This is a genomic window from Shewanella rhizosphaerae (assembly GCF_019457655.1).
Taxonomy (GTDB): domain Bacteria; phylum Pseudomonadota; class Gammaproteobacteria; order Enterobacterales; family Shewanellaceae; genus Shewanella; species Shewanella loihica.
Genome location: NZ_CP080420.1, coordinates 3,132,605 through 3,156,572 on the forward strand (window position 1 = coordinate 3,132,605; position 23,968 = coordinate 3,156,572).

Consider the following 23,968-nt stretch of genomic DNA (forward strand, 5'->3'; position numbering starts at 1 on the left):
GCACTCAGCCGCCCGATTCATTGGCGACGATCCTCAACCAAGCGACCATCCTCAAATACGATCACCCGCTTGGCCCTGGCGATCACCCTGGGATCATGGGTCGAAAAGATAAAAGTAGTGCCCTCCTGCTCATTGAGCGACTGCATGATATCCAGCAGCTCGGCGGTGCTCTTGGCATCCAGGTTGGCGGTGGGTTCATCAGCCATCACAAACCTCGGCCTGGGGGCCAGAGCCCTTGCAACCGCTACCCTCTGCTGTTGCCCGCCCGACAACTTGGCGGGGATCTTATCCTGCTGACCTGTCAGCCCCACCTGGGCGAGCAGCGCCATGGCCCGCTCGCGACACTCGGCCTCGCTGTGGCCTTGCAGCTGCATGACAAACTCGACATTTTCCAGCGCCGTCAGCACCGGCAGCAGGCTATAGTCTTGAAAGATAAAGCCCACATGGTCGCGGCGAAAGGCGATTAGCGCCTGCTCGCTCAGGTGGGTGATATCCTCACCGTCGATAAACACGGCGCCGCTACTCGGACTGTCGATGCCACCTATCATGTTCAGCAGCGTGGTCTTGCCCGAACCCGAGGGGCCCATGATGGCGACAAACTCGCCCTGAGCTATGGTGAGGTCCAGAGACTTTACCGCCGCCACCGGAAAGTCACTCTCGGGGTTATAGATCTTAGTTAATGCTTGAATCGCTATGGTCATTAAATATCTGACTCCTTTGGCCTAATGCTTCTGCGACATGGCGTCTACCGGACGCTGCTTGACTATCTGCCGCGCCGGATAGAGGGCCGCCAGCAGGCTTACAATCACCACCATCGCCAAGGTCGAGAGATACTGGCCGAGGGTGACCTGGGGATAGAGGGTGGTCGATACGCCGAAGGCGCCGAGTCCATCGGCCATGTTACCAAGGGGGATGCCTGTGTTTGCCAGCAGCGCTATCACCAAAACGCTCAGCATGAGGCCAAGTAGCGCCCCCGTCAGCCCAAGCAGCAGAGACTCCAGCAGGATCAGCCCCAGTATTTTGCGCTTCACCATGCCGATGGCCATCAGCACGCCAAACTCCCGCGTACGCTCAAACACCGCCATCAACATGATGTTGGCAATCCCCAATCCCAGCGCCGAGATGAAGATCAGCAAGATCACCGCATTGCTGGTATCCATCTGAGCGATAATGGTAGCCAGCATCGGCTGGATCTGTTGCCAGTCGCGCACCCTGTCCTGGGGCGCCAGCACGCTCGACAACCTCCTGGCAAGCGCCTTGGCGCGGCTATTATCCAGACTGTCGCTCTTCGTCAGGCGAATGGCGATCTCATGCACACCATCCAGCCCCGCCAAGGCGGTCAGATCGGCGCGGCGCACATAGGCGTTGGCCTCATCGAAGGTGCTGGAGGGGGAGCGATAGAGACCCGCCACCCGAAACGCCGCGCCGCTAACCGCCTTATCGGCGTTGCTGAAGGTGAGCACCACCTTGGAGCCCAGCCTCAACTTAAGGCGGCTCGCCGTCTTCTCAGAGATCACTATGGGATGCCGTCCACCGGCCTCGAGCCAGCCACCCTGGGTGATATTGTCGGCGATGGGCGTCACCCTAGCCTCGGCGGCGGGGTCAACGCCATTGATGCGAATGCCGCGACTCGCCCGGGGCGAGGCCAGCATCCCCTGTACCACAAAGCGCGCCGAAACACCTTGCACCTCAGGGATCTGACTAAGCTTTGTCAGCACAGGCTCGGGCGCGCGTATCCGGCTATTGATATCCGGGTCGAGCAGATAGTCCTTGTTATGCACCTGCAGGTGGCTGGTCTGCCAGGCGACGGCGTTATCTATCATGTTGGCGTACATGCCCGTCATGAAACCTAACATCACCACAACGCCCACCAGGCCAAACACCATGGCGCACACCATGATGCTGGTGCGCAGCCGGTTACGCCACAGATTGCGCCAGGCCAAAAGGGCCAACATGGGCGGATGCCAGCCAGAATTATCCTTGGTCATCATCGCCTCCTTTGAGAGCCGCAACCACCACCAGATGCTGGGTGCGCCACAGGGGATAGCAGAGGCACAGCGCCATCAAGCTGAGGATAATGAACACCTGATTGCGCACCAGCGCCAGCGATACCTTCATGGGCATCACTGGCTCCCAGCCCATCTCGAGCATCATCTTGGCGGTCTCGCCAGTCAGAGAGATGGGATGATAATAGAAATAACCTATCACCACGCTGCTGACTCCAAGGCCCAAAGCCGTGCCCAATGCGGCGATCAACAAGGATTCGATCATCACCAGGCGCAGCAAGGTCAGGCGCGCCATGCCGGTCGCCAGCATGACGCCAAACTCCCGCCTGCGCTCCAGCGTCATCATCAAGATGGTGGCAAACAGGGCGAAGCCGACGATGAGATAAAGCAGGCAGATCATAAACAGGCCGCCGGCCCGGTCCAGGGCTATCTGCTGCGCCATCTCAGGGGCCAGCGACTGCCAGTCCCGCACCTTGACCCTGTCACCATAAAGCGCAGAAAGTCTCTCGGTCAGAGGCGCCACCTCATCTAAGTTGTCGCTATGCAGTACCCAGGAGGTCACCTGTTCACCGGTTGAAAACAAGCCTTGGGCCGCGCTCAGGGGCATATAGACCAACTGATTATCCAGCTGCGCCAGGGGGAAATGCAGTATGCCGGCGATAGGATAGACTCCGGCCGCCGTCTGACCATGGTAGCCCTGACCATAGAGCACCAGCTCATCGCCGACACCTAGTTTCAGATACTCCGCCAATCCTTGTCCCAGCAGCACCTGCTGGGCTCCTGGGGTTAAGTAACGACCGGCCACCAGCTTGTCATCTATGGCTGAATAGTCGCTCTCAAGCTGTGGCCGCACGCCGTACACCAGCACGCCTTTGGAACGCTCCTCGCTGGAGGCCAACAGGAAAGATTCGATTCTGGGCAGGGCGTAGCTGATGTGGGGCAAGGCCTTAGCCGGGGCGATAAAATCATCATCGCCGGGCAGTAGATCTTCGATGCTCTCTGTGGTGGCATACTCGGGAGATTGCAGCTGGATCAGGCCGGTAGAGAAGCGGGCACTGTTGTCGATATTGTGCTCGTAACTGCCCTCCTGCATGCTGCGCATAAAGAGGGAGAGAAACAGCGCCAGCGCCAGGGCGAAGGCGGTCAGCAGGGTGCGCCGCTTCTGCCGCCAGAGATTGCGCCACGCCAGCTTAATCAACATGCCTCACCTCTATTCTTGTATCTAATTCTTAGCGTTTTAGATTTATCTCTGTGTTAGTCCCGCAGCGCCTTCATCTGCTGCTGAGAGAAGAAATCATCGCCTATCTCGAAATCAAATGCCGCCTCATGGGTGATAAGCTCGGTGCGCTGCCCCGGTTTATCGGCCGGGATCATCACCATCTTGGTGGCCAACATACGCCCGCCCATCTCCTGAATACCCGAGGTGGTCAGGGTGTTTACCAGCTCATCGAACTCGTCGAAAAATTCCACCTTACGTTGCAGATAATCTCGACTCGAGATCCACAGACGGATACGGCTCCAGACCACGGGCGCGTCTGGCTTGGCGAAGGCATCGATGACGAAGCAGTCATCCCCCTCTATCGATTCGTGCTGCACCAACTGATGGCGATAATCGACCACTATGGAGGACTGATTGATAAGGTCGTCATTGGTGAAGTCTGAGCCCATCCAGGACTGGCTCAACATGGAGGGGGCTATCTTGATGATGCGCTCGATGGCGGGCACCCAGTTCCACATCTCACGGTAGCGTTTGAGAGACACGCTGCCCTTGTCCTTCGCCGGCGCCGTCACCAGTACCAGCGACAGCTCCTGCCCCTTGGTCCAGCTCTTCATGCTCATAGAGCGCGTCCAGTCCGGGCGCACGATATTCATGGTCGCCACCACATAGCTGGACTTGCCGCGCATCTGCTCGTCGGCGCGGCGCACTATCTCGCGTGCCTCCAGGGCGTCGCTACTTTTTATAACCTCAGTCTCGGCAACCCTAGCCTCTGAAAGTAAACTCCCAGTAGCCAGAGTCTCGGCTGTCGCTGAAATTGGTGCCATACACACCAGGGCAAGGCCTAGCATGCCCGCTAACCAAGGTCTCGCTCCATCCATGTCGACGCCTCCCCAAATGGCTCAAATGCCGTGCTAAACACTAAAACTTTAGACTATAACTTGTTGTCTTAAAAGGAAACAAACGAAAGTGTGACCCGCTTTTTTCCCCTCGCTCTTAACTTACTTAAACCTTCTCCTAGGCCTTTTCTCTGTCACCATGACTTGGCGGCGTCGAGGTCACCAGAAATTCCAGCGCCTGCTCACCGCCGTTGCGCAGGCAATGAGCCTGACCCGGCGCCACATGCATCCCCTGGTGAGCAGTGAGTCTATGCTCGATACCCTCCACCTCAAGCAGCGCCGTCCCCGACAGGATAAAGAAAAACTGCTCCGCCACCTTATGGTAGTGACGCTGCTCGCCCCTGCCCACAGGTACCCGCTCCTGAATCACGCTCAGCGCAGGACGCTTCACCAGATGCCAGCCATCACAGGCTTTGCCTTCCATATCCTGTTCGCCCCAAAGATAGTGCTCACTGTTATCGCGACTGACCACCGTCATCGATACCCACTCCTCATTTCCGCTGCTAGATTAATTTATGATGCGACCAAGCTAAAGCTAAGACTCTGCGAGTGCAATAAGCGTCGGGGCATTTAGCTAATGCAACAAAGCGCTGGCACAAGAAAAAAGGAGAACTAAGTTCTCCTTTTTGCGACTCATTTTCTTGACTCAATCATCGAGGCTCATTTTCAATGACTCATGTTTCGAGAGCAGCGAATGACGCTAATGCCTAGGCGGGTTTTAGTGTCATTTAGTGAGCCTTTGCCGCCGAGACCAATGCCTTCTGCACATGATCCGGCACCACATCATAGCGGCTAAAGGTCATGGCAAACTGACCATCGCCGCCGGTTAAGGATTTCAGCCGGGTCGAGTAATCATCGACGGTCGCCAGCGGCGCTTCGACCTCCACTTCCACCTTGCCGTTACCCTGGGCCTGGGTGCCGCAGATGATGCCGCGATTGGCGCTGATATCCCCGGTAATGTCACCCACATGCTCCTGGGCCACCTGAACCTGCATCTCAACGATCGGCTCCAGGATCACTGGGTTGGCTTCCTGCACGGCATCGAGGAAGGCCTTCTTACCCGCCATCACGAAGGCGATCTCCTTCGAGTCGACGCTATGATGCTTACCGTCCAGCAGGGAGACGCGCACATCCTGCATCGGGAAGCCCGCCACAGCGCCGCCGTTCATCGCCTCCTTCACCCCTTTCTCGACCGCAGGAATGTATTGGCTCGGCACAGAGCCGCCCACCACCTTGCTGACAAACTCGAAACCAGCACCTCTTGGCAACGGCTCGACGGTGAGCTCCACCTCACCAAACTGACCGGCACCGCCAGACTGCTTCTTGTGACGGTAACGCGCCGTGGCGCTGCGGGTGATAGTTTCGCGGTAGGCCACCGCGGGCACATCGGTTTCCATATCGACGTTAAAGAGATCATGGGCCTTCTCCAGCGCGATCTGCAGGTGCAAGTCCCCCTGGCCCTGTAGAATCGTCTGTCCTTCGGCCTCGTTCTTGGCGATGTGCAGGCTAGGATCTTCCACCACCAACTTGTTGAGCACCTCGGCAATCTTCTGCTCATCGCCGCGGCGCTTGGCCGACACCGCCAGGCCGAAGATAGGTTGTGGCAGTACCAACTCAGGCAGGTGGAACTCATCTTCGTCGTGACTGTCGTGAAGCACGGCGCCCACGGTCAGCTCATCCACCTTAGAGATGGCGCAGATATCGCCCGGCACCGCAGAGGTCACGCTAACCTGCTTGTCCCCCTGAAGCTTAAACAGGTTACCTACCTTGATGGGTTTACGACCATCGCCGATAAACAGCTTCATCCCCAGAGAGATGGTGCCCTGATAGACCCTAAACACTCCCATGCGACCGAAGAAGGGGTCGATAGCCACCCGAAAAACATAGGCCAGGGCGTGATCTTCGCTGGACTGGGTCACATCCACCGGCAGGGCTGACTCACCCTGCCCCTTGATGAACTGGGGCGGGTTGGCCTCTAATGGGTTGGGGCTCAGCTTGATGATGAGCTCTAACAGCGCGCCTATGCCCACCTGCTGCTCGGCGCTGGTGAAACAGACAGGCACCAGATGGCCCATGCGCAGCGCGGTTTCCAGCGGGGCATGTAGCTGCTCGGGCGTAAGGTTTTCCCCCTGCTCCAGATACAGCGCCATCAGCTCATCGTCTTCCTCGAGCACAGTATCCACCAGCTCATCGCGGGCACTGGCCACATCATGGAACAGGGCCTCCCCCTGCAACTCAGGCTGAGGATGCAGATAACAGTCGATCACATCATCCAGGGCGGCATTAGGCAGATTCACCGGCAGGCAGCGATGACCAAACTTAGTTTGGATCTCATCGAGCAGGCCCGCCAGATTGGCGCCATTACCGTCGATATGGTTAATCGCAATCAGTACCACCTTACCCTGTGCCCTGGCGGCCTCGAAGGCGCGCTGGGTGATGGTCTCTATGCCGGTGGCGGCGTTGATCACCAAGAGCACAGACTCCACACCGCTAAGCGGCAACAAGGCACGGCCGAAGAAGTCGGGCAGACCCGGGGTGTCGATGAAATTGATGTGATGATTGTCGAAATCGAAATTGAGGAAGGAAGGTTCTAGGCTATGTCTGTGGTCTTTTTCCTGGGCAGTGAAATCAGCATGATTTGTGCCCTTGTCCACCCTGCCTTTTTGGGCGATCGCCTCGCCCTGGAACAGCAATGCCTCGAGCAGAGTGGATTTACCCGCCCCTGTGTGTCCGAGCACCGCCAGATTCCGGATCTGCTCCGTGGTAAACTCAGCCATATCGGCCTCCTTTGATCTGTTATATCAATAGGTAACAGCACCACGACCTCTTTCCCTGCCACTAAAATCGTGTTTGCTGCAAACAAAAACAATGTGTTGTGATCGGTCTATTAACAACCAGTATAGGCCTGTCACCCTGCCTTGCTTTTGATCGAGATCACGCTTTAACTCACAGGGTTAATTTAGCTAACGCCTGTCACAAACAGCGAACATATGTAAGCTAAAATAGCCGGTGTCGAAGACTTTTAAGTCCCAGGTGATTGTATTGGCCCTCAAGCTACTGTAGTCTGCTGCTCTATTAACGTCAGTTCAGACGGACAACGCGGGATTATGCAGGCTAGCAGCAAACCGCGACAGCGCTTGTCCCAATAGATTATTGATGGAACGCCCTAACCAGTATGCTCGAGAAGCCTAACCACAAGACGCAGCGCCGGGACTCGCAAACCGCGGCGCGAAAACTCAGCGCCAGTGAATATAGGCACAAGAATGCCACCACCACCCCTGAGATGCGTCAGTTTATCCAGGAGTCGGAATTACCGGTGAGCCAGCTGGCAAAGGTGCTCAACATCAGCGAAGCCACGGTGCGTAAATGGCGTCGACGTGACTCCATCGAGGACACGCCTAACACCCCCCACCATCTCAACACCACGCTAACGCCGATGCAGGAATATGTGGTCGTGGGGCTGCGCTACCAGCTGAAGATGCCGCTGGACAGGCTGCTCAAGGTGACTCAAGAGTTTATCAATCCCAATGTGTCCCGCTCCGGCCTCGCCCGCTGCCTCAAACGCTACGGGGTGTCGCGCATCCACCACATCGAGCGTCCCGAGGTACCGGACCATTACTTCAACCAGCTGCCCATCGCCCAGGGCAGCGACATAGTCACCTATACCTTAAATCCAGAGACCCTGGCCCACACCCTGGCGCTGCCACAGGCCGACGGCGACACAGTGCTGCAGGTGGCCTCGCTCACCCTGCCGCCACAACTGGCGGACGCCGAGCCAAGCTCGGTACTTTTGGGCATAGATCCCCACAGCGACTGGATCTACTTAGATATCTATCAAGACGGTAACACCCAGGCCACCAAGCGATACATCACCCATCTACTTCGTCAGGGGCCGTTTCATCTGCGTAAGCTTTTGGTACGCAACTATCACACTTTCTTACAGCGCTTCCCAGGTGCCACCATGGCACAGCTAACACCCGGCGCTGACATACAGACACCTGAGCATCAGGTAGCAAGCGGAGACTCATAATGAGCCAGACCGAAACATCAAAGACGTCAAGCGATCAGCGCCTCAACAAGCGTCTGAAAGATATGCCCATTGCCATCGTTGGCATGGCGAGCATCTTTGCCAACTCACGTTATCTCAACAAATTTTGGGATCTGATCTGCGACAAGATTGACGCCATCACCGAGGTGCCAGACACCCATTGGCAGGTCGACGATTACTACGACAGCAACAAGAGCGCGCCGGACAAGAGCTACTGCAAACGCGGCGGTTTCATGCCCGAGGTCAACTTCAACCCCATGGAGTTTGGCCTGCCGCCCAACATCCTAGAGCTGACCGACACCTCACAGCTGTTGTCACTCATCGTCGCTAAAGAGGTGCTCGCCGATGCCAAGCTACCGAGCGACTACGACAGAAACAAGATAGGCATTACCCTAGGCGTAGGCGGCGGTCAGAAGATCAGCCACAGCCTCAACGCCAGGCTGCAATATCCAGTGCTCAAGAAGGTGTTCAAGCACAGCGGCATCAGCGACGCCGACAGCGAGATGCTGATCAAGAAGTTTCAGGACCAATATGTCCACTGGGAAGAGAACTCCTTCCCGGGCTCCCTGGGCAATGTGATCGCCGGGCGTATCGCCAACCGTTTCGACTTAGGCGGCATGAACTGCGTCGTCGACGCCGCCTGCGCCGGCTCGCTGGCAGCCATGCGCATGGCCCTGAGTGAACTGGTGGACGGCCGCGCCGAGATGATGATCACCGGTGGCGTCTGTACCGACAACTCCCCCTCCATGTATATGAGCTTCTCCAAGACGCCAGCCTTCACCACCAACGAGACGGTGCAGCCCTTCGATATCGACTCCAAGGGGATGATGATAGGCGAAGGGATAGGCATGGTGGCCCTGAAGCGTCTAGAAGACGCCGAGCGCGATGGCGATCGCATCTATGCGGTGATCAAGGGCGTAGGCGCCTCGTCGGACGGTAAGTTTAAGTCTATCTACGCACCGCGCCCCGAAGGCCAGGCCAAGGCGCTCAAACGCGCCTACGACGATGCCGGATTCCCGCCACATACCTTAGGGCTAATGGAAGCCCACGGCACGGGCACCGCCGCCGGTGACGTGGCCGAGTTTAACGGCCTCAAGTCTGTGTTCAGTGAAGGCTGCGAGACAACCCAGCATATCGCCCTGGGCTCGGTGAAGTCGCAAATCGGCCATACCAAGTCAACCGCTGGCACTGCCGGGCTTATCAAGGCGGCGCTGGCGCTGCACCACAAGGTACTACCGCCGACCATCAATGTGGATCAGCCCAATCCTAAGCTGGATATCGCCAACTCGCCCTTCTATCTCAATACCGAGACGCGCCCCTGGCTGCCACGCCCCGACGGCACCCCGCGTCGCGCCGGTATCAGCTCCTTCGGCTTTGGCGGCACTAACTTCCACTTTGTGCTCGAAGAGTATCAGCGCGAACATAGCCGAGATCAGGGCAAGCTGACCCAATTCCGCCAGCGCGCCGTGCCTCAAAGCTTGCTACTGAGCGGCGCCGACAAGGCTGGGCTCATCGCCACCATCAGGCAGCTCGTTGCAGGCGCAGATAAAAAATCCCTCGACGTCCTGGCCAGTCAACATCCGCTGCGCGCGCTTGACGCCAATGCCCCGCGTCTTGGCCTGGTGGTCAGCGACACAGACAGCCTCAAGACCCAGCTTAATCAGGCGCTTAACCGCCTGGAAGCGGGCGATGAGGCATACTGGTCGCTACCTAGCGGCCTGCACTATCGCAGCAGCAGTCTGGCTAGCCCTAAAGTGGCCGCGCTGTTTGCCGGACAAGGCGCCCAATACCTCAATATGGGGCTTGAGCTTGCCTGCCACTTCCCTGAGATGCGCGAGCAATTTGTAATGGCCGACAAAGTGTTTGCCAGCCAGGATAAGACGCCGTTGTCGCAACTGGTGTACCCGGTGCCAGTCTTCACGACTGAGGAGCGCAAGGCACAAGAGGTACTACTGACCAATACCGCCAATGCCCAGAGCGCCATCGGTGCCATCTCTATGGGACAATACACCCTGCTCAAGCAAGCCGGCTTCACGCCCGACATGGTGGCAGGCCACAGCTTTGGTGAACTCAGCGCCCTGTGCGCCGCCGGGGTAATTAGCCTCGAAGACTACTACCAGCTGACATTTGCCCGTGGCTATGCCATGGCCAGCCCAAGTGTCGAGAGTGTCGAGAGTGTCGAGAGTGTCGAGAGTGCCGAGGGTACCGATCGCGGTACCATGTATGCCATCATCACCAAAACCGCCGAAGATCTGACTCGACTGGAGGCCACCCTTGAAGCCTTCGACGGCGTCAAGGTCGCCAACTACAACGCGCCGACCCAGCTGGTGATCGCCGGGCCGACAGATGCCACCACCCAGGCGGCCAAGGCCCTTAGCGAGCTCGGCTTCAAGGCGATCGCCCTGCCGGTATCCGGCGCCTTCCATACGCCATTGGTAGGCCACGCCCAGGCACCGTTTGCCGAGGCGATCGACAAGGTGAAGTTTGCCAAGCCGGCGCTGCCTGTGTACGCCAACGCCAGCGGCGCTCGCTACGCCAATGTCGCCAAGACCATGAAGAGCGAGTTTAAGCAGCACATGCTGCAATCGGTGCGCTTTAGCGAGCAGCTAGAGGCCATGTACGCCGATGGTGCCCGCGTCTTCATCGAGTTTGGCCCTAAGAATATTCTACAAAAATTGGTAGAGAACACCCTTAGCGGCAAGCTAGATACCCTGTGCAGCATCAGCCTCAACCCTAATCCTAAGGGCGATAGCGACCTGCAACTTCGTCAGGGCGCCATGCAGCTTGCCGTCTGCGGCATCGCACTGGATGAGATAGACCCGTACCAAGCCGAACCGGCCCAGGCCGAGCCAGTCTCTCCCATGAATATCACGCTCAACGCGACCAACTACATCAGCCCGGCGACCCTGGCGAAGATGGAAAAATCCCTTAACACGGGCACCATCACGCCACAGACCCGAGTGCAAGAGAAGATAGTGGAAGTTGAAAAACTGGTCGAAGTCGAAAAAGTTGTCGAAAAATTTGTAGAAGTAGAGAAGATAGTGGAAAAATCGATCCCCGCAGCCCAAGCGCCACGGGCCAATGACTCTCATGGCTCAGTCATCAATACACCTGCCATCCAGACGTTACAGACAATCGCTGGCGATGATGCCCTGACGGCACTGTTCGCCGCCCAGCAACAGACGGCGCAGCTGCATCAACAGTTCCTGACCATACCTCAGCAGTATGGTGAGACAGTCACTCAGCTGATGACGGCGCAGGCACAGATGGCCGCCGCCGGGGTCGCGATCCCTGAGAGCCTGCAGCGCGCCATGGAGCAGTTCCACCAACATCAGGCGCAGACGTTACAGAGCCATACTCAGTTCCTCGAGATGCAGGCCCAGAGCAATCAGAGCGCCCTGCAACTGATGGGACAAGGCGGTCAACCGCTAACGCCTACAGTGCAAGCCGCGCCGCTAGTAACGCCTGTTATTCAGCCTCAATCTTTACCAGCAGAGACGCCCGCCGTCCAGAGCGCTCCTGTCGTGACGCAGGCACCAGTGATGCAGCAAGTGCAACAGGTGCCTGTCGTAGCAGCACCAGTTCATACCGCAGAGGTTCAGGCGCCTGTGCCTGCGACCCCTAGCACTAAGGCACAATTGAGTGCAGACGATATTCAGAAGACCATGCTTGAGGTGGTCGCCGACAAGACAGGTTATCCCACCGAGATGCTGTCGCTAGAGATGGATATGGAAGCCGACCTCGGCATCGATTCCATCAAGCGGGTGGAGATCTTAGGCACAGTGCAGGATGAACTGCCGGGTTTGCCCGAGCTCAGCCCGGAAGATCTGGCCGAGTGTCGCACCCTGGGTGAGATCGTGGCATATATGAACAGCAAGCTGCCGGCCGCAGGCGCTCACACCCAAAAAGCCGCCGCGGGCGCTCACATTACAGAAACCGCCGCAGGCGCTCTTAATACCCCAGAGGTTCAAAACGCAGCCGCAGCTGCAAGCTTGTCATCGACACAAGTCCAAGAAACCATGCTCACCGTGGTAGCCGACAAGACGGGCTACCCCACCGAGATGCTGTCACTTGAGATGGATATGGAAGCCGATCTCGGCATCGATTCCATCAAGCGCGTAGAGATCTTAGGCACGGTTCAGGATGAGCTGCCGGGACTCCCTGAACTCAGCCCAGAAGATCTGGCCGAGTGCCGCACCTTGGGTGAGATCGTTAGCTATATGAACAGTAAACTACCCGCCGCAGGCACTCTCATTTCAGAAGTCGCCACAGGCGCTGTTGCTACCCCAGAGGTTCAAAACACAGCTACTAGCGGTTTATCTTCGACACAAGTCCAAGAGACCATGCTCACAGTTGTGGCCGACAAGACAGGCTACCCAACTGAGATGCTGGCCCTTGAGATGGATATGGAGGCCGATCTCGGCATCGATTCCATCAAGCGGGTGGAGATCTTAGGCACAGTGCAGGATGAACTGCCAGGATTGCCTGACCTCAGCCCGGAAGATCTGGCCGAGTGCCGTACCCTGGGTGAAATTGTTAGCTATATGAACAGCAAGCTGCCAGCTGCAGGCGCTCATATACAACAAGCCGCAGGCGCTATGACCAGCCAACAGCCGACAGCACAAACTCAAGCGGGCGCTGACTTGTCATCATCACAGGTGCAGCAGACCATGCTGACCGTGGTCGCCGACAAGACAGGTTACCCAACCGAGATGCTCTCACTTGAAATGGACATGGAAGCCGACCTAGGCATCGACTCTATCAAGCGTGTGGAGATCTTAGGCACGGTTCAAGACGAACTGCCGAGCCTGCCCGAGCTCAGCCCAGAAGATCTGGCCGAGTGCCGCACCCTGGGGGAAATCGTCGCATATATGGCAGGAAAACTACCCGCCGCTGGCTCTATAGCCACAGAAGTTCAAAGCGCAGCAGCAGACTTGTCATCTGAATTTGTACAGCAGACCATGCTCACAGTGGTGGCCGACAAGACAGGTTACCCCACTGAGATGCTGGCCCTTGAGATGGATATGGAGGCCGATCTCGGTATCGACTCAATTAAACGGGTCGAGATCTTAGGCACGGTTCAGGATGAGCTGCCGGGACTACCGGATCTCAACCCAGAAGATCTGGCCGAGTGCCGCACTCTGGGTGAGATCGTGGCGTATATGAACAGCAAGCTGCCCGCCGCAGGCGCTCATGTTCAACAAGCCGCCGCAGGCGCTTTGGCAGAAACGACGGGCAACCAGGCGCAGAGCGCCTCGGTTACCCAGGTGCAAGCCATCTCCGCCGAGCCGCTGGTCGAGTTGCCACCTCACAGCGAGGTAGCGCTAAAAAAGCTTGAAGCGGCGAAGCCTGATGCCGAGGGTTTCGCCGCCAATGCTACCCTGGTGATCCAAGACGATGGTCACAACGCCGGGGTACTGGCCGAGAAACTCAGCAATAAGGGGCTCAAGGTCGTGGTTGTGCGCCTGCCAGAAGGTCAGCCTCAGTCACCGCTGAGCAGCGCCATTGCCAGCTGGCAGCCTGAAGGACTGGCTGAGCAAGATGTGGTGCAGGCGATAGCAGGAATTAGCGCAAACCACGGTAACATTGCAGGTTTTGTACACCTACAGCCTCAGCAGGAGGCCAACGCTGTCTCAGGGCTACAACTGACCGACGCTGGCTTTAGCCACCTGAGCTCGGCGTTCCTCTGGGCCAAGCATCTGCAGGCGCCATTAAGCACGCAGACGGGTCGTCGCTGCTTTGTCACCGTCAGTCGTATCGACGGCGGCTTCGGCTACCTGGACGCCAAGCAACTGGCCAAGAGCGAACTTAATCAGGCCGCGCTTTCGGGTCTCACCAAGACTCTGAGTCATGAATGGCCAGGCATCTTCTGCCGCGCGTTGGACTTAGCGCCAGAGATGAGCGCAGCGCAGCTGGGCGATGCCCTGCTCGCGGAGCTCATGGACAGCGACAGCGATCTCAACGAGGTCGGTATCAGTGTCGATGCCGGCGGCAAACTGTGCCGTCATAGGCTACAGCCGGGTGAAGCGACGATAAAAACCGCAGAATCCCAGCTAGATAGCTCAGATAAAATACTGGTGACCGGGGGTGCAAAAGGGGTGACCTTCGAATGTGCCCTGGCACTGGCTAAGCGTTGCCAGTCGCACTTTATCCTCGCAGGTCGCAGCGAACATGTTAGCGCGAAGGATCTGCCAGAATGGGCCCAGGGCAAGACTATCGGCGAACTTAAGCAGGCCGCTATCGCTCATCTACTCGCCAGCGGTGACAAGCCAACGCCTAAGCAGGTCGACGCCCTCATCTGGCCGGTAAAGAGCAGTCTTGAGATCCAGGCCGCCCTCAACGCCTTCGAGGCGGTGGGCGCCTCGGCGGAATATCTGGCGATGGATGTCAGCAAGGCAGAGGCGATCGAGCAGGCCCTCGGCGCCATCAATCAGCTAACGCCAATTACAGGACTCATCCATGGTGCGGGCGTACTGGCCGATAAACACATACAAGACAAAACCTTAGATGAGCTTGCGCGAGTCTACGGCACTAAGGTGGCCGGGCTTAAGGCGCTGCTGAGCGTGATCGATCCCGCCCAGCTCAAGCTAGTAGCCCTCTTCTCTTCGGCGGCCGGTTTCTATGGCAACACGGGGCAGAGTGACTACGCCATGGCCAACGAGATCCTTAACAAGGCGGCACTGCAACTGACTCAGTTAAACGAGCAGACCAAGGTGATGAGCTTTAACTGGGGCCCTTGGGATGGCGGCATGGTCAATCCTGCGCTGAAGAAGATGTTTGTCGATCGCGGCGTCTATGTGATCCCACTGCAGGCGGGTGCCGAGCTGTTTGCCACCCAGCTACTTGGCGACAGCGGCGTACAGCTGCTGATCGGCAGTGATATGCAAGGCAACACAGCTAAAGCCGATGAGGCCAGCTCAGTAAAAAAGCCTGATGCGGATGAGGTGCACGTCGCACAGCATCCGCTGCAGCCTGTCACTCAAACGCGCCAGTTAACGCCCGCGACCATGGCCTTTGTCTCAGACCATGTGATCGGCGGTAACCCGGTATTACCGACGGTTTGCGCTATCCAATGGATGCGTGAAGCCGCTCGGGCGCACATTGGCGCCCCGGTAAAGGTGCGCAGCTATAAGCTGCTCAAAGGCATTATTTTCGACACCGAAGCGCCGCAAACCATAGTGCTAACGCTAACCCCTGAATATAAGGGCGATAGCCTGACGGCCATTCAGGCCTCAATAAGCAGCGAGGGACGGCCGCAGTACCAGGCGAGCCTTTGTTTGATGGATAGCGAGGACTGCTCGGCGCCAATCAAGGCCTTCGAGGGGCTGTACAGTGGCGAGGCGGTCACCGATGCCAGCACGCTCTACAGTGACGGCACCCTGTTTCATGGGCCAAGACTGCAGGGATTGGATAAGGTTGTGAGGTTCGATGAGCAGGGGCTTATCGCCTCTGTTAGCCTGCCCCAGGTGCGCGAAGCCGACTGCGGCGAGTTTGTACCTCGCCTAAGCAGCGCAGGCTGTCAGCCTTTTGCCGAGGATCTCTTGCTCCAAGCCATGTTGGTCTGGGCAAGGCTCAGCTATGGGGCGGCCAGTTTGCCATCGGCCATCGACGAATTCATCAGTGTGCAGCCGATGCACGGCGGCGAAACCGGCTATATCGAGCTGAATGTGGTCAAGAGCAATCGCAGAAGCCTGACGGCCGATGTGGCGCTTTACCATCAAGATGGCCGCCTGAGCGCCCTGATGAAAGGAGCCAGGATCACCATCAGCTCAACCCTCAATGCTGCCTTCGTGCCACACGGTGCGCGCGGTGAAACGGCCAACGAGGAGGCGACGCAGTGACCCAGGAGTTTGGCCAAAAGGTAAGCAATGCTAACGCTAACAGCGAAGGCGCTACCCCGCTGCGGGTAGCCCTCTTGCTGTTGCCAAAAGATGCGCCCTTGCCCGATACCTTAGCCAATCAGCCAGTTCGAAAGCTGCAAGTTGACCAAACTGAACCTAAGTTAACCGAGGCTGACCTTACTGAGAATAAGCTGGCTCAGACGCTAGAGCAGGCAGTGAGCAGGGTCGCCACAGGCGATCTGGTTTGCCTGCAAGGCGCCCAGCAAACATTGCTGCTGATGCCATCGCTCAAGGCGGCGCAGCACAAGCTGCACCCTCATGCCCATCTGGCGGCGCTGCAATGTGGTCAAAGCCAGAGCAGTGCACTGCAAGGCGCGCTGGCACAGGCCAAACGCCAACCGGATAGTGTTCAATGCAGAGCGCATATCGATGATATGAACAAGGGCTTCGACGCCTTGTGTCGCCTGATCGCTGATATTGCACAGCGAACCATTAGGCGTTCAGAGAGTCGGCGTCACTACTGGTTTACCGAGCCCTATCAGGGACGAGTAGCGACGCTTACCCTGGAGAATACCCAGCTTCAGCAAGGGAAAGCGCAAACTCATCTGGCCATGGTGCTGACACAGGGCACAGGCCGGCTCAAGGCGCGATCGCTACTGTCGGCCAGCCAGCTGTTCTTTCTGCTACCCGGTAGCAGTGAAGCCGCGCTCAACCAAGGGCTCTGGGCCCTGGCGGCGGCCTTGGATAAGCTCGTCTTATCACAGACCGAGCCCTTAGCGCACGAGATGGCGATCATTGAGCTGATGCAGCAAAATCTCGATGCCTTTGTCACCAGCGGTCCGACACGTTTTGTGATCTGTCTACAGGCCATAAGTATCGAGGCGCTTGGGCAGGAGATCACCGCCATGAGCCAGGCGCTGGCCAAGGTCTGTAAGGAGAAAGGGGAATACCGCACGCCATCGGGTAGCTATTTCAGCGCCGCGCCGCTGGGTCAGGCCAAGCTGGCCTTCGTTTATCCCGGCGTTGGCACCATCTACCCTGATATGCTGCATGAGCTACACAGCTACTTCCCAGCCCTGTTTAGCCGCTTGCAGCAACAAGGAGATCTCAAGGCGATGCTGCAGGCCGATATGATCTATCTAGAAGATAAGGCCGACACTCAACCTATGCCTCTAAGCAAGATGGCCATTGCAGGTGTGGGCGCCAGCTACCTGCTGACTAAGCTACTGGTGGATGAATTTGCAGTGCAGCCACACTTTGCCCTGGGTTACTCCATGGGTGAAGCCGCCATGTGGGCCAGCCTGGATGTGTGGCAAGCCCCCCATAGCTTGATCGATAAGACCCTGAGCGCTCCCCTGTTTACCGAGGAGATCTCAGGTCCGCTCAAGGCGGTTCGTCGTCACTGGCAACTGTCAGAGAACGACCCTCTCGAATGGAACAGTTTTCTGGTTCGATGCCAAGGCGATGATATTCAGCCTTTGCTGGAGCGTTACCCCAGAGTCTATCTTGCCATCACTCAAGGGGATACCTGCGTGATCGCTGGCTGTCAGGCCAGTTGCCAGGCCCTGTTACAGGAACTGGGTAAGCGTGGCATAGCCGCCAATCGAGTGACCGCCATGCATACGCCACCAGCCTTAAGCCTGCAGTCGCAGGTGCAGGCCTTCTATCATCAGGCGATCATAGCCGAGGCCGCCGAGCATCCGGTCAAATTTATCAGCGCCGCCAGCCTCATCGATGGCCAAGATGGCGCAGTCAACGAGACTCAGGCCCTGAGCGCCGAAGCTATCGCTACCTCGATAGCCAAGACCTTCTGCCACCGTCTCGATTTTGAGTCGCTCATCCAGAGCGCAACCCATCAGGGGGCTGCGCTATTTGTCGAGGTCGGTGCCGACAGACAAAACTGCACCCTGATAGATAAAATTCTAAAAGCCAGCGAGACACCCCACGTCAGCGTGCCGGTCAATGCCCGCGGCGCAAACGAGGTGATCACTCTGCTCAAAGCCTTGGGCACACTGATCAGCCACAGAGTTCCCGTCAGCCTCACTGTGCTGCAACTGGGACTCAAGCGTGAACTGGCTAAGCTGCAACAGCGCAGCGCTCAAGGTGAGCCACCGCTCGCCAATACCCTATTTCAAGAGGAAGTCTAATGCCTTCAAATGAAGCGCCTTCTGCCAAACAAGTGCCCCAAAAGACCCGAGGTCATGGCAAGATTGCCATCGTGGGTCTGGCAAACCTCTACCCAGACGCCAAGACCCCTAAGCAGTTTTGGCAAAACCTGCTCGACAAACGCGACTCTCGCACCCAACTCAGCGATGACAAGCTCGGCGCCCACTTAGCCGACTATCGTGGCGAGCAGGGCGAGGCCGATCGCTTCTACTGCGACAAGGGCGGGTATATTGAAGATTTTCACTTTAATCCCTATGGCTATAAACTGCCGCCCGAACAACTCCAAGGGATGGACGATAGCCTGCTGTGGGCGCTGGACACCAGTCGCAATGCCCTGCTCGATGCGGGCATTGCCCTGGATTCTCCTCAGCTATCACGCTGCGGCGTCATCATGGGCACCCTCTCTTTCCCTACGACAAAATCGAATGAGCTGTTTCTGCCCCTCTACCATAAGGCGGTAGAAAAAGCCCTCAAACAGAAGCTGGCCTGCCCAGATTTCAGCCTGAGCGACTATAACGCCCATCGCCCCGCAGCCAACACCTTAGACGTTGCCAATGGTGCCATCGCCCACAACGCCTCAAAGCTAGTGGCCGATGCCCTTGGCCTTGGGCGCGTTCAACTTAGCCTGGATGCCGCCTGCGCCAGCTCTGTCTATTCGCTGAAACTGGCCTGCGACTATCTCAACACGGGCAAGGCCGATCTCATGTTGGCGGGTGCCGTCTCCGGTGCCGACCCTTTCTTTATCAACATGGGCTTCTCCATCTTCCATGCCTATCCGGAGCATGGTTTCTCGGCCCCCTTCGATCGCAATACCAAGGGGCTGTTTGCCGGAGAAGGCGCCGGGGTACTGGCACTCAAACGCCTCGAAGACGCCGAGCGTGATAATGATAAGATCTACGCCATCGTCAGTGGCATCGGCCTGTCTAACGACGGCAAGGGCCAGTTTGTGCTCAGCCCCAACAGTAAGGGGCAGGTCAAGGCCTTCGAGCGTGCCTATCGCCACAGTGGCGTCGATCCTAAACAGATAGAAGTGATCGAATGCCATGCCACGGGCACCCCGCTGGGTGACAAGGTAGAGCTGGCCTCCATGGAGCAATTTTTTGCCCCTAGGCTCGAAGGTGCGAGCGCGCCCATGATAGGTTCGGCCAAGTCCAACTTAGGGCATTTACTTACCGCCGCGGGCATGCCGGGGATCATGAAGATGATCTTTGCCATGAATCAGGGCCAGCTGCCCCCAAGCATCAACCTCAGTGAGGCCATCGAATCGCCAAACGGCCTATTTGGCGCTCATACCCTGCCAAGTCAAGTGACCCCTTGGCCGGTTAAGGTCGATAATCAAACGCGCCTGGCCGGGGTGTCGGTATTTGGCTTCGGCGGCTGTAATGCTCATCTGTTGTTAGAATCCTATACACCCACAGAGTGCGAGCCTTCAACCACTGCGACATCGCCGCAGTTAACTGTGCCTTGTCACAACGGCTCGACACCGCAATTTGTGATCAGTGGCATTGCGGCGCATCTCGGCCCACTTGGCAGCATTAACGCCCTCGACACCTGTATTCGCCAAGGGCAAGAGGCCTTTGTGCCCCTGCCACCAGCGCGCTGGAAAGGGTTAGATCAGCACCCAGAACTGCTAGCGCAATTTGGCCTCGACTCGGCTCCCCAAGGCGCTTATGTGGATAGCTTCGAGCTGGATTTCCTGCGCTTTAAACTGCCCCCCAATGAAGACGATCGCCTTATCGGCCAACAGCTGATGCTGATGAAAGTCGCCGACGAAGCAATACGCGACGCAGCGTTACAGCCAGGGCAAAAAGTGGCCGTCTTGGTCGCCATGGAGACAGAGCTGGAACTGCACCAGTTCCGCGGCCGGGTAAACCTGCACACTCAGCTCAAACAGAGTCTGGATGCCGTGGGCGCTAGCCTGAGCGACAGCCAATATCGCGAGCTTGAGGCCCTGGCCATGGACAGCGTGCTCGACGCCGCCAAGCTAAACCAATACACCAGCTTTATCGGCAACATCATGGCCTCGCGTATCGCCTCCCTGTGGGACTTCAGCGGTCCGGCCTTCACCATCTCCGCTGGCGAGCAATCAGTAGGCCGCGCCCTGGATGTGGCGGAAAATATCATGGTGCAGGAGCAGCTTGATGCCGTGGTGATCGCCGCGGTCGATCTCTGTGGTAGCCTGGAGCAGGTGATGCTGAAAAATGCTATCGCCCCTGTGGCCAGTCAGAGCCATCCAAACGGCTGGCGACTGGCGGAAGGCGCCGGCGCCCTGGTGCTGGAAACCTCATCCCACCAAAGCCAGCGTGGCGCTAGCGCCTATGGCAAGATAGAGAGCCTCAACTTTGGTCCTCAGCATCAATTAGCGCGCCTGTGCGATGAGCTGTTGACTCTCAATGGCACAGATGCCGAGCAGATCTCACTGGTCGAGATGAGTGTGGCGCCTTGCAGCCAGCATCAGCCCCAACAGCTGATAGCGCAGCTGCCTACGGCGCAGGCTCGTCTGATGCAGAGCGACCAACAACTGGGCCACAGCTTTGCCGCCGCCGGCATGACCAGCCTTATTGCCACACTGCTGCGCATGACACAAGAAAGCGCGGGCAACGCCCTGGTCGCCAACTTCAGCGAAGATCAGAGCGCCTTGGTGCACCTTACTCAAACCCACGCCCAGCGCAGTTCGCTGACCCAAAGGCTAGACCAGGACCTCACCACCCATGAGGGGCGTAGCCTGATCAAGCGGGTCACCCTGGGTGGACGCGGCATCATAGAACACATACTGACTCAGCCGCTGACGCAACTGTCAGCGCTGCAAGACAAGTTGGCCGCGGCCAATGGACAAGTTCAGACTAAACCGAAAAAAGTGGCCAAGCTTATAAGCTATTTAGGCCAGGTTAATTCGAACACGACTCAAGCATCACAGTTTGCCACGCCGTCGATGACAGGTGGTGCAACAGGTAACTTACCCACTATGACCCAGCATTCAGCTCAGCCACCAGGCTCACCGATCAGCAACCCTGATCTCAGCGCCTTTCAGGACAATCAACAAAAGGCGCGTCAGGCCCATCTCGCTTTCCTCAAGAGCCGTGAATCAGGCCTGAAAGTGGCCGACCTGCTGCTTAAGCAGCAACTAGCCCAAGCCATAGGTAGCCCATCGGCGCCAGCTTCGGCCTCAAGCGTCACCCAGATGCCACTCAGGCCAAGGCATGATCTAGTCGCGCCATACCGCGCGCCAGTTCCGGCCCATAAGCCCTGCATCTGGGACTATCACGACCTAGTGGAATACGCCGAGGGCGATATTGCCAAAGTATTCGGCCAAGAGTATGACGTCATCGACGGCTACTCGCGCCGGGTGCGCCTGCCCACCACAGATTATCTGCTGGTATCACGGGTCACCAAGCTGGATGCCAAACTGGGCGAATATAAGCCCAGCACCATGACCACGGAATACGACATTCCAGTGGATGCCCCCTATCTGGTGGACGGTCAGATCCCCTGGGCGGTCGCGGTCGAATCGGGCCAGTGCGACCTCATGCTAATTAGTTACCTGGGCATAGACTTTGAGAACAAGGGCGAGCGTGTCTATCGCCTGCTTGACTGTACCCTCACCTTCTTAGGGGATCTGCCCCGCGGTGGCGATACCCTAAGGTATGAGATTAAGATCAACAACTTCGCCCGCAATGGCGATACCCTGCTGTTCTTCTTCTCCTACGAATGTTTCGTTGGCGATACCATGATCCTCAAGATGGATGGCGGCTGCGCCGGTTTCTTTACCGACGCCGAGCTGGCTGACGGCAAAGGAGTGATCCGCACCGAAGAGGAGCTGCTGGCTCGCAGTCGCGCCACCAAGCAGACCTTTAATCCACTCCTGGACTGTCCGCGCAGCCAATTCAGCTATGGCGACATTCACAAGCTGTTGTCGGCCGATACCCAAGGCTGTTTCGGTTCCTCACACGCGGGACCTGCTCAGCCTTCACTCTGCTTCGCCTCGGAGAAGTTCCTGATGATCGAAGAGGTCAGCAAGGTAGAGAGAAACGGCGGCGCCTGGGGGCTTGGCCTGGTAGAGGGCCACAAGCAGCTCGAGCCTAACCACTGGTATTTCCCTTGCCACTTCAAGGACGATCAGGTGATGGCCGGCTCACTGATGGCAGAGGGTTGTGGCCAGTTGCTACAGTTCTACATGCTGCACCTTGGCATGCATACCCAGACCCAAAACGGTCGTTTCCAGCCGTTGGAAAATGCCTCGCAGAAGGTGCGTTGTCGCGGCCAGGTAATCCCGCAATCGGCCCGTCTCACCTACCGCATGGAGGTGACAGAGATAGGCTTCAGCCCACGCCCTTACGCCAAGGCGAATATCGATATCTTGCTAAATGGCAAGGTGGTGGTCGACTTCCAAAATCTGGGAGTGATGATCAAAGAGGAATCTGAATGTACCCGCTATCCAGATCTCGATACTAAATCTACCAACAAAAAGCCAACCGAGGCGACACAAGCCAAAAAGCTTCAAGGTACATCAGCAAATGCACCGCTAATGGCTCAGATCCCCGATCTCAACGCCGCACCTAACAAGGGGGTGATCCCGCTGACGCACGTGGAGGCGCCAGTCACGCCAGATTACCCTAACCGGGTGCCCGACACTGTGCCTTTTACCCCCTATCACCTGTTCGAATTCGCCACCGGCGATATCGAGAAGTGCTTCGGCCCAGAGTTTGCCATCTACCGCGGCATGATCCCGCCGCGTACGCCATGCGGCGATCTGCAGCTCACCACCCGGGTGATAGAGGTTAACGGCCAGCGCGGCGACTTCAAGCGCCCTGCCAGCTGTATTGCCGAATATGAGGTCCCCAAGGATGCCTGGTATTTCGATGCCAACAGTCATCAGGCGCTGATGCCCTACTCTGTGATGATGGAGATTGCCCTGCAGCCAAACGGCTTCATCTCAGGCTACATGGGCACCACCCTCGGTTTTCCTGGTCTCGAGCTCTTCTTCCGCAACTTAGACGGTAGTGGCGAACTGCTGCGTCAGGAGGACCTGCGCGGCAAGACGATCGTCAACGATTCACGCCTGCTCTCAACCGTGATGGCGGGCACCAACATCATTCAGAGCTTCAGCTTCGAGCTGAGCACAGATGGTGAACCCTTCTATCGTGGCACTGCCGTGTTCGGCTATTTCAAGGCCGAGGCGCTCAAAGACCAGCTGGGGCTGGACAACGGCAAGACCACTCAGCCTTGGCATCAGGCCAAGGGCATTGCGCCGGACATAAGGGTCGATCTGCTGGACAAGGGCGGCCGCCACTTCAACGCGCCAGCGGGCCAGCCCCACTACCGCCTGGCGGGCGGTCAGCTGAACTTTATCGACAGCGTCGAGATCGTCGATAACGGCGGCACCCACGGCCTGGGCTACCTCTACGCCGAGCGCACCATAGATCCGAGCGACTGGTTCTTCCAGTTCCACTTCCATCAGGATCCTGTGATGCCGGGCTCATTAGGCGTTGAAGCCATCATAGAAACCATGCAGACTTATGCCATCAGTAAAGACTTGGGCGCTGGGTTCAGCAATCCGAAATTTGGCCAGATCCTCTCCAACATCAAATGGAAGTATCGCGGTCAGATCAACCCGCTCAACAAGCAGATGTCGATGGATGTGAGCATCACCTCGGTCAAAGAAGACGCAGGCAAGCTGGTGATCACCGGTAATGCCAGCCTGAGTAAGGATGGTCTGCGGATCTACGAGGTGAGCGACATCGCCATCTGCATCGAAGAAGCCTAGGCACAAACAAAGATGTAGACAGCGCGAT

Annotated in this window: 10 protein-coding genes; 4 read left to right on the forward strand and 6 right to left on the reverse strand. The window is 57.6% G+C overall.

Going from position 1 to position 23,968, the window contains the following annotated elements; translation table 11 throughout:
* Positions 1-17: 17 nt before the first annotated feature.
* From K0I63_RS13750 to fusA, 6 genes are all read right to left on the reverse strand, one after another.
* Positions 18-701, reverse strand: coding sequence for an ABC transporter ATP-binding protein (locus tag K0I63_RS13750; RefSeq protein ID WP_220081400.1), 684 nt, complete (start codon positions 699-701; stop codon positions 18-20).
* A gap of 21 nt (positions 702-722) precedes the next feature.
* Entirely contained in the window at positions 723-1,991 is a 1,269-nt protein-coding gene (locus K0I63_RS13755; RefSeq protein ID WP_258406871.1) for an ABC transporter permease, read from the reverse strand.
* Positions 1,975-3,207, reverse strand: coding sequence for an ABC transporter permease (locus K0I63_RS13760; protein WP_220081401.1), 1,233 nt, complete (start codon positions 3,205-3,207; stop codon positions 1,975-1,977). The genes K0I63_RS13755 and K0I63_RS13760 overlap by 17 nt, the downstream gene beginning before the upstream one ends.
* Positions 3,208-3,260: 53 nt before the next feature.
* Positions 3,261-4,103 carry an outer membrane lipoprotein-sorting protein gene (locus K0I63_RS13765; protein WP_220081402.1) on the reverse strand — a complete coding sequence of 281 codons (843 nt, stop codon included), beginning with the start codon at positions 4,101-4,103 and terminating at the stop codon, positions 3,261-3,263.
* A gap of 136 nt (positions 4,104-4,239) precedes the next feature.
* Complete coding sequence (locus K0I63_RS13770) at positions 4,240-4,599, reverse strand: cupin domain-containing protein (RefSeq protein WP_220081403.1); 360 nt, start codon at positions 4,597-4,599, stop codon at positions 4,240-4,242.
* A 250-nt stretch (positions 4,600-4,849) separates the two neighbouring features.
* The gene (gene fusA / locus K0I63_RS13775) at positions 4,850-6,898 is read right to left on the reverse strand and encodes an elongation factor G (RefSeq protein ID WP_220081404.1); all 2,049 of its coding nucleotides are present in this window, start codon (positions 6,896-6,898) and stop codon (positions 4,850-4,852) included.
* A 398-nt stretch (positions 6,899-7,296) separates the two neighbouring features.
* Between fusA and K0I63_RS13780 the strand changes: the two genes are divergently transcribed.
* The 4 genes from K0I63_RS13780 to K0I63_RS13795 are packed head-to-tail and all read left to right on the forward strand — an operon-like array spanning position 7,297 to position 23,940.
* Entirely contained in the window at positions 7,297-8,151 is an 855-nt protein-coding gene (locus tag K0I63_RS13780) for a helix-turn-helix domain-containing protein (protein WP_220081405.1), read from the forward strand.
* Positions 8,151-16,010, forward strand: coding sequence for a type I polyketide synthase (locus K0I63_RS13785; protein WP_220081406.1), 7,860 nt, complete (start codon positions 8,151-8,153; stop codon positions 16,008-16,010). Before K0I63_RS13780 ends, K0I63_RS13785 begins: the two co-directional genes overlap by 1 nt.
* Positions 16,007-18,157: a PfaB family protein gene (locus tag K0I63_RS13790; RefSeq protein WP_220081407.1), complete on the forward strand. Its 2,151-nt coding sequence runs from the start codon at positions 16,007-16,009 to the stop codon at positions 18,155-18,157. Before K0I63_RS13785 ends, K0I63_RS13790 begins: the two co-directional genes overlap by 4 nt.
* Positions 18,157-23,940 (forward strand): hotdog fold thioesterase, encoded by a 5,784-nt coding sequence (locus K0I63_RS13795; RefSeq protein WP_220081408.1) that lies wholly within the window; start codon positions 18,157-18,159, stop codon positions 23,938-23,940. Before K0I63_RS13790 ends, K0I63_RS13795 begins: the two co-directional genes overlap by 1 nt.
* The last annotated feature ends 28 nt before the right edge of the window (positions 23,941-23,968 follow it).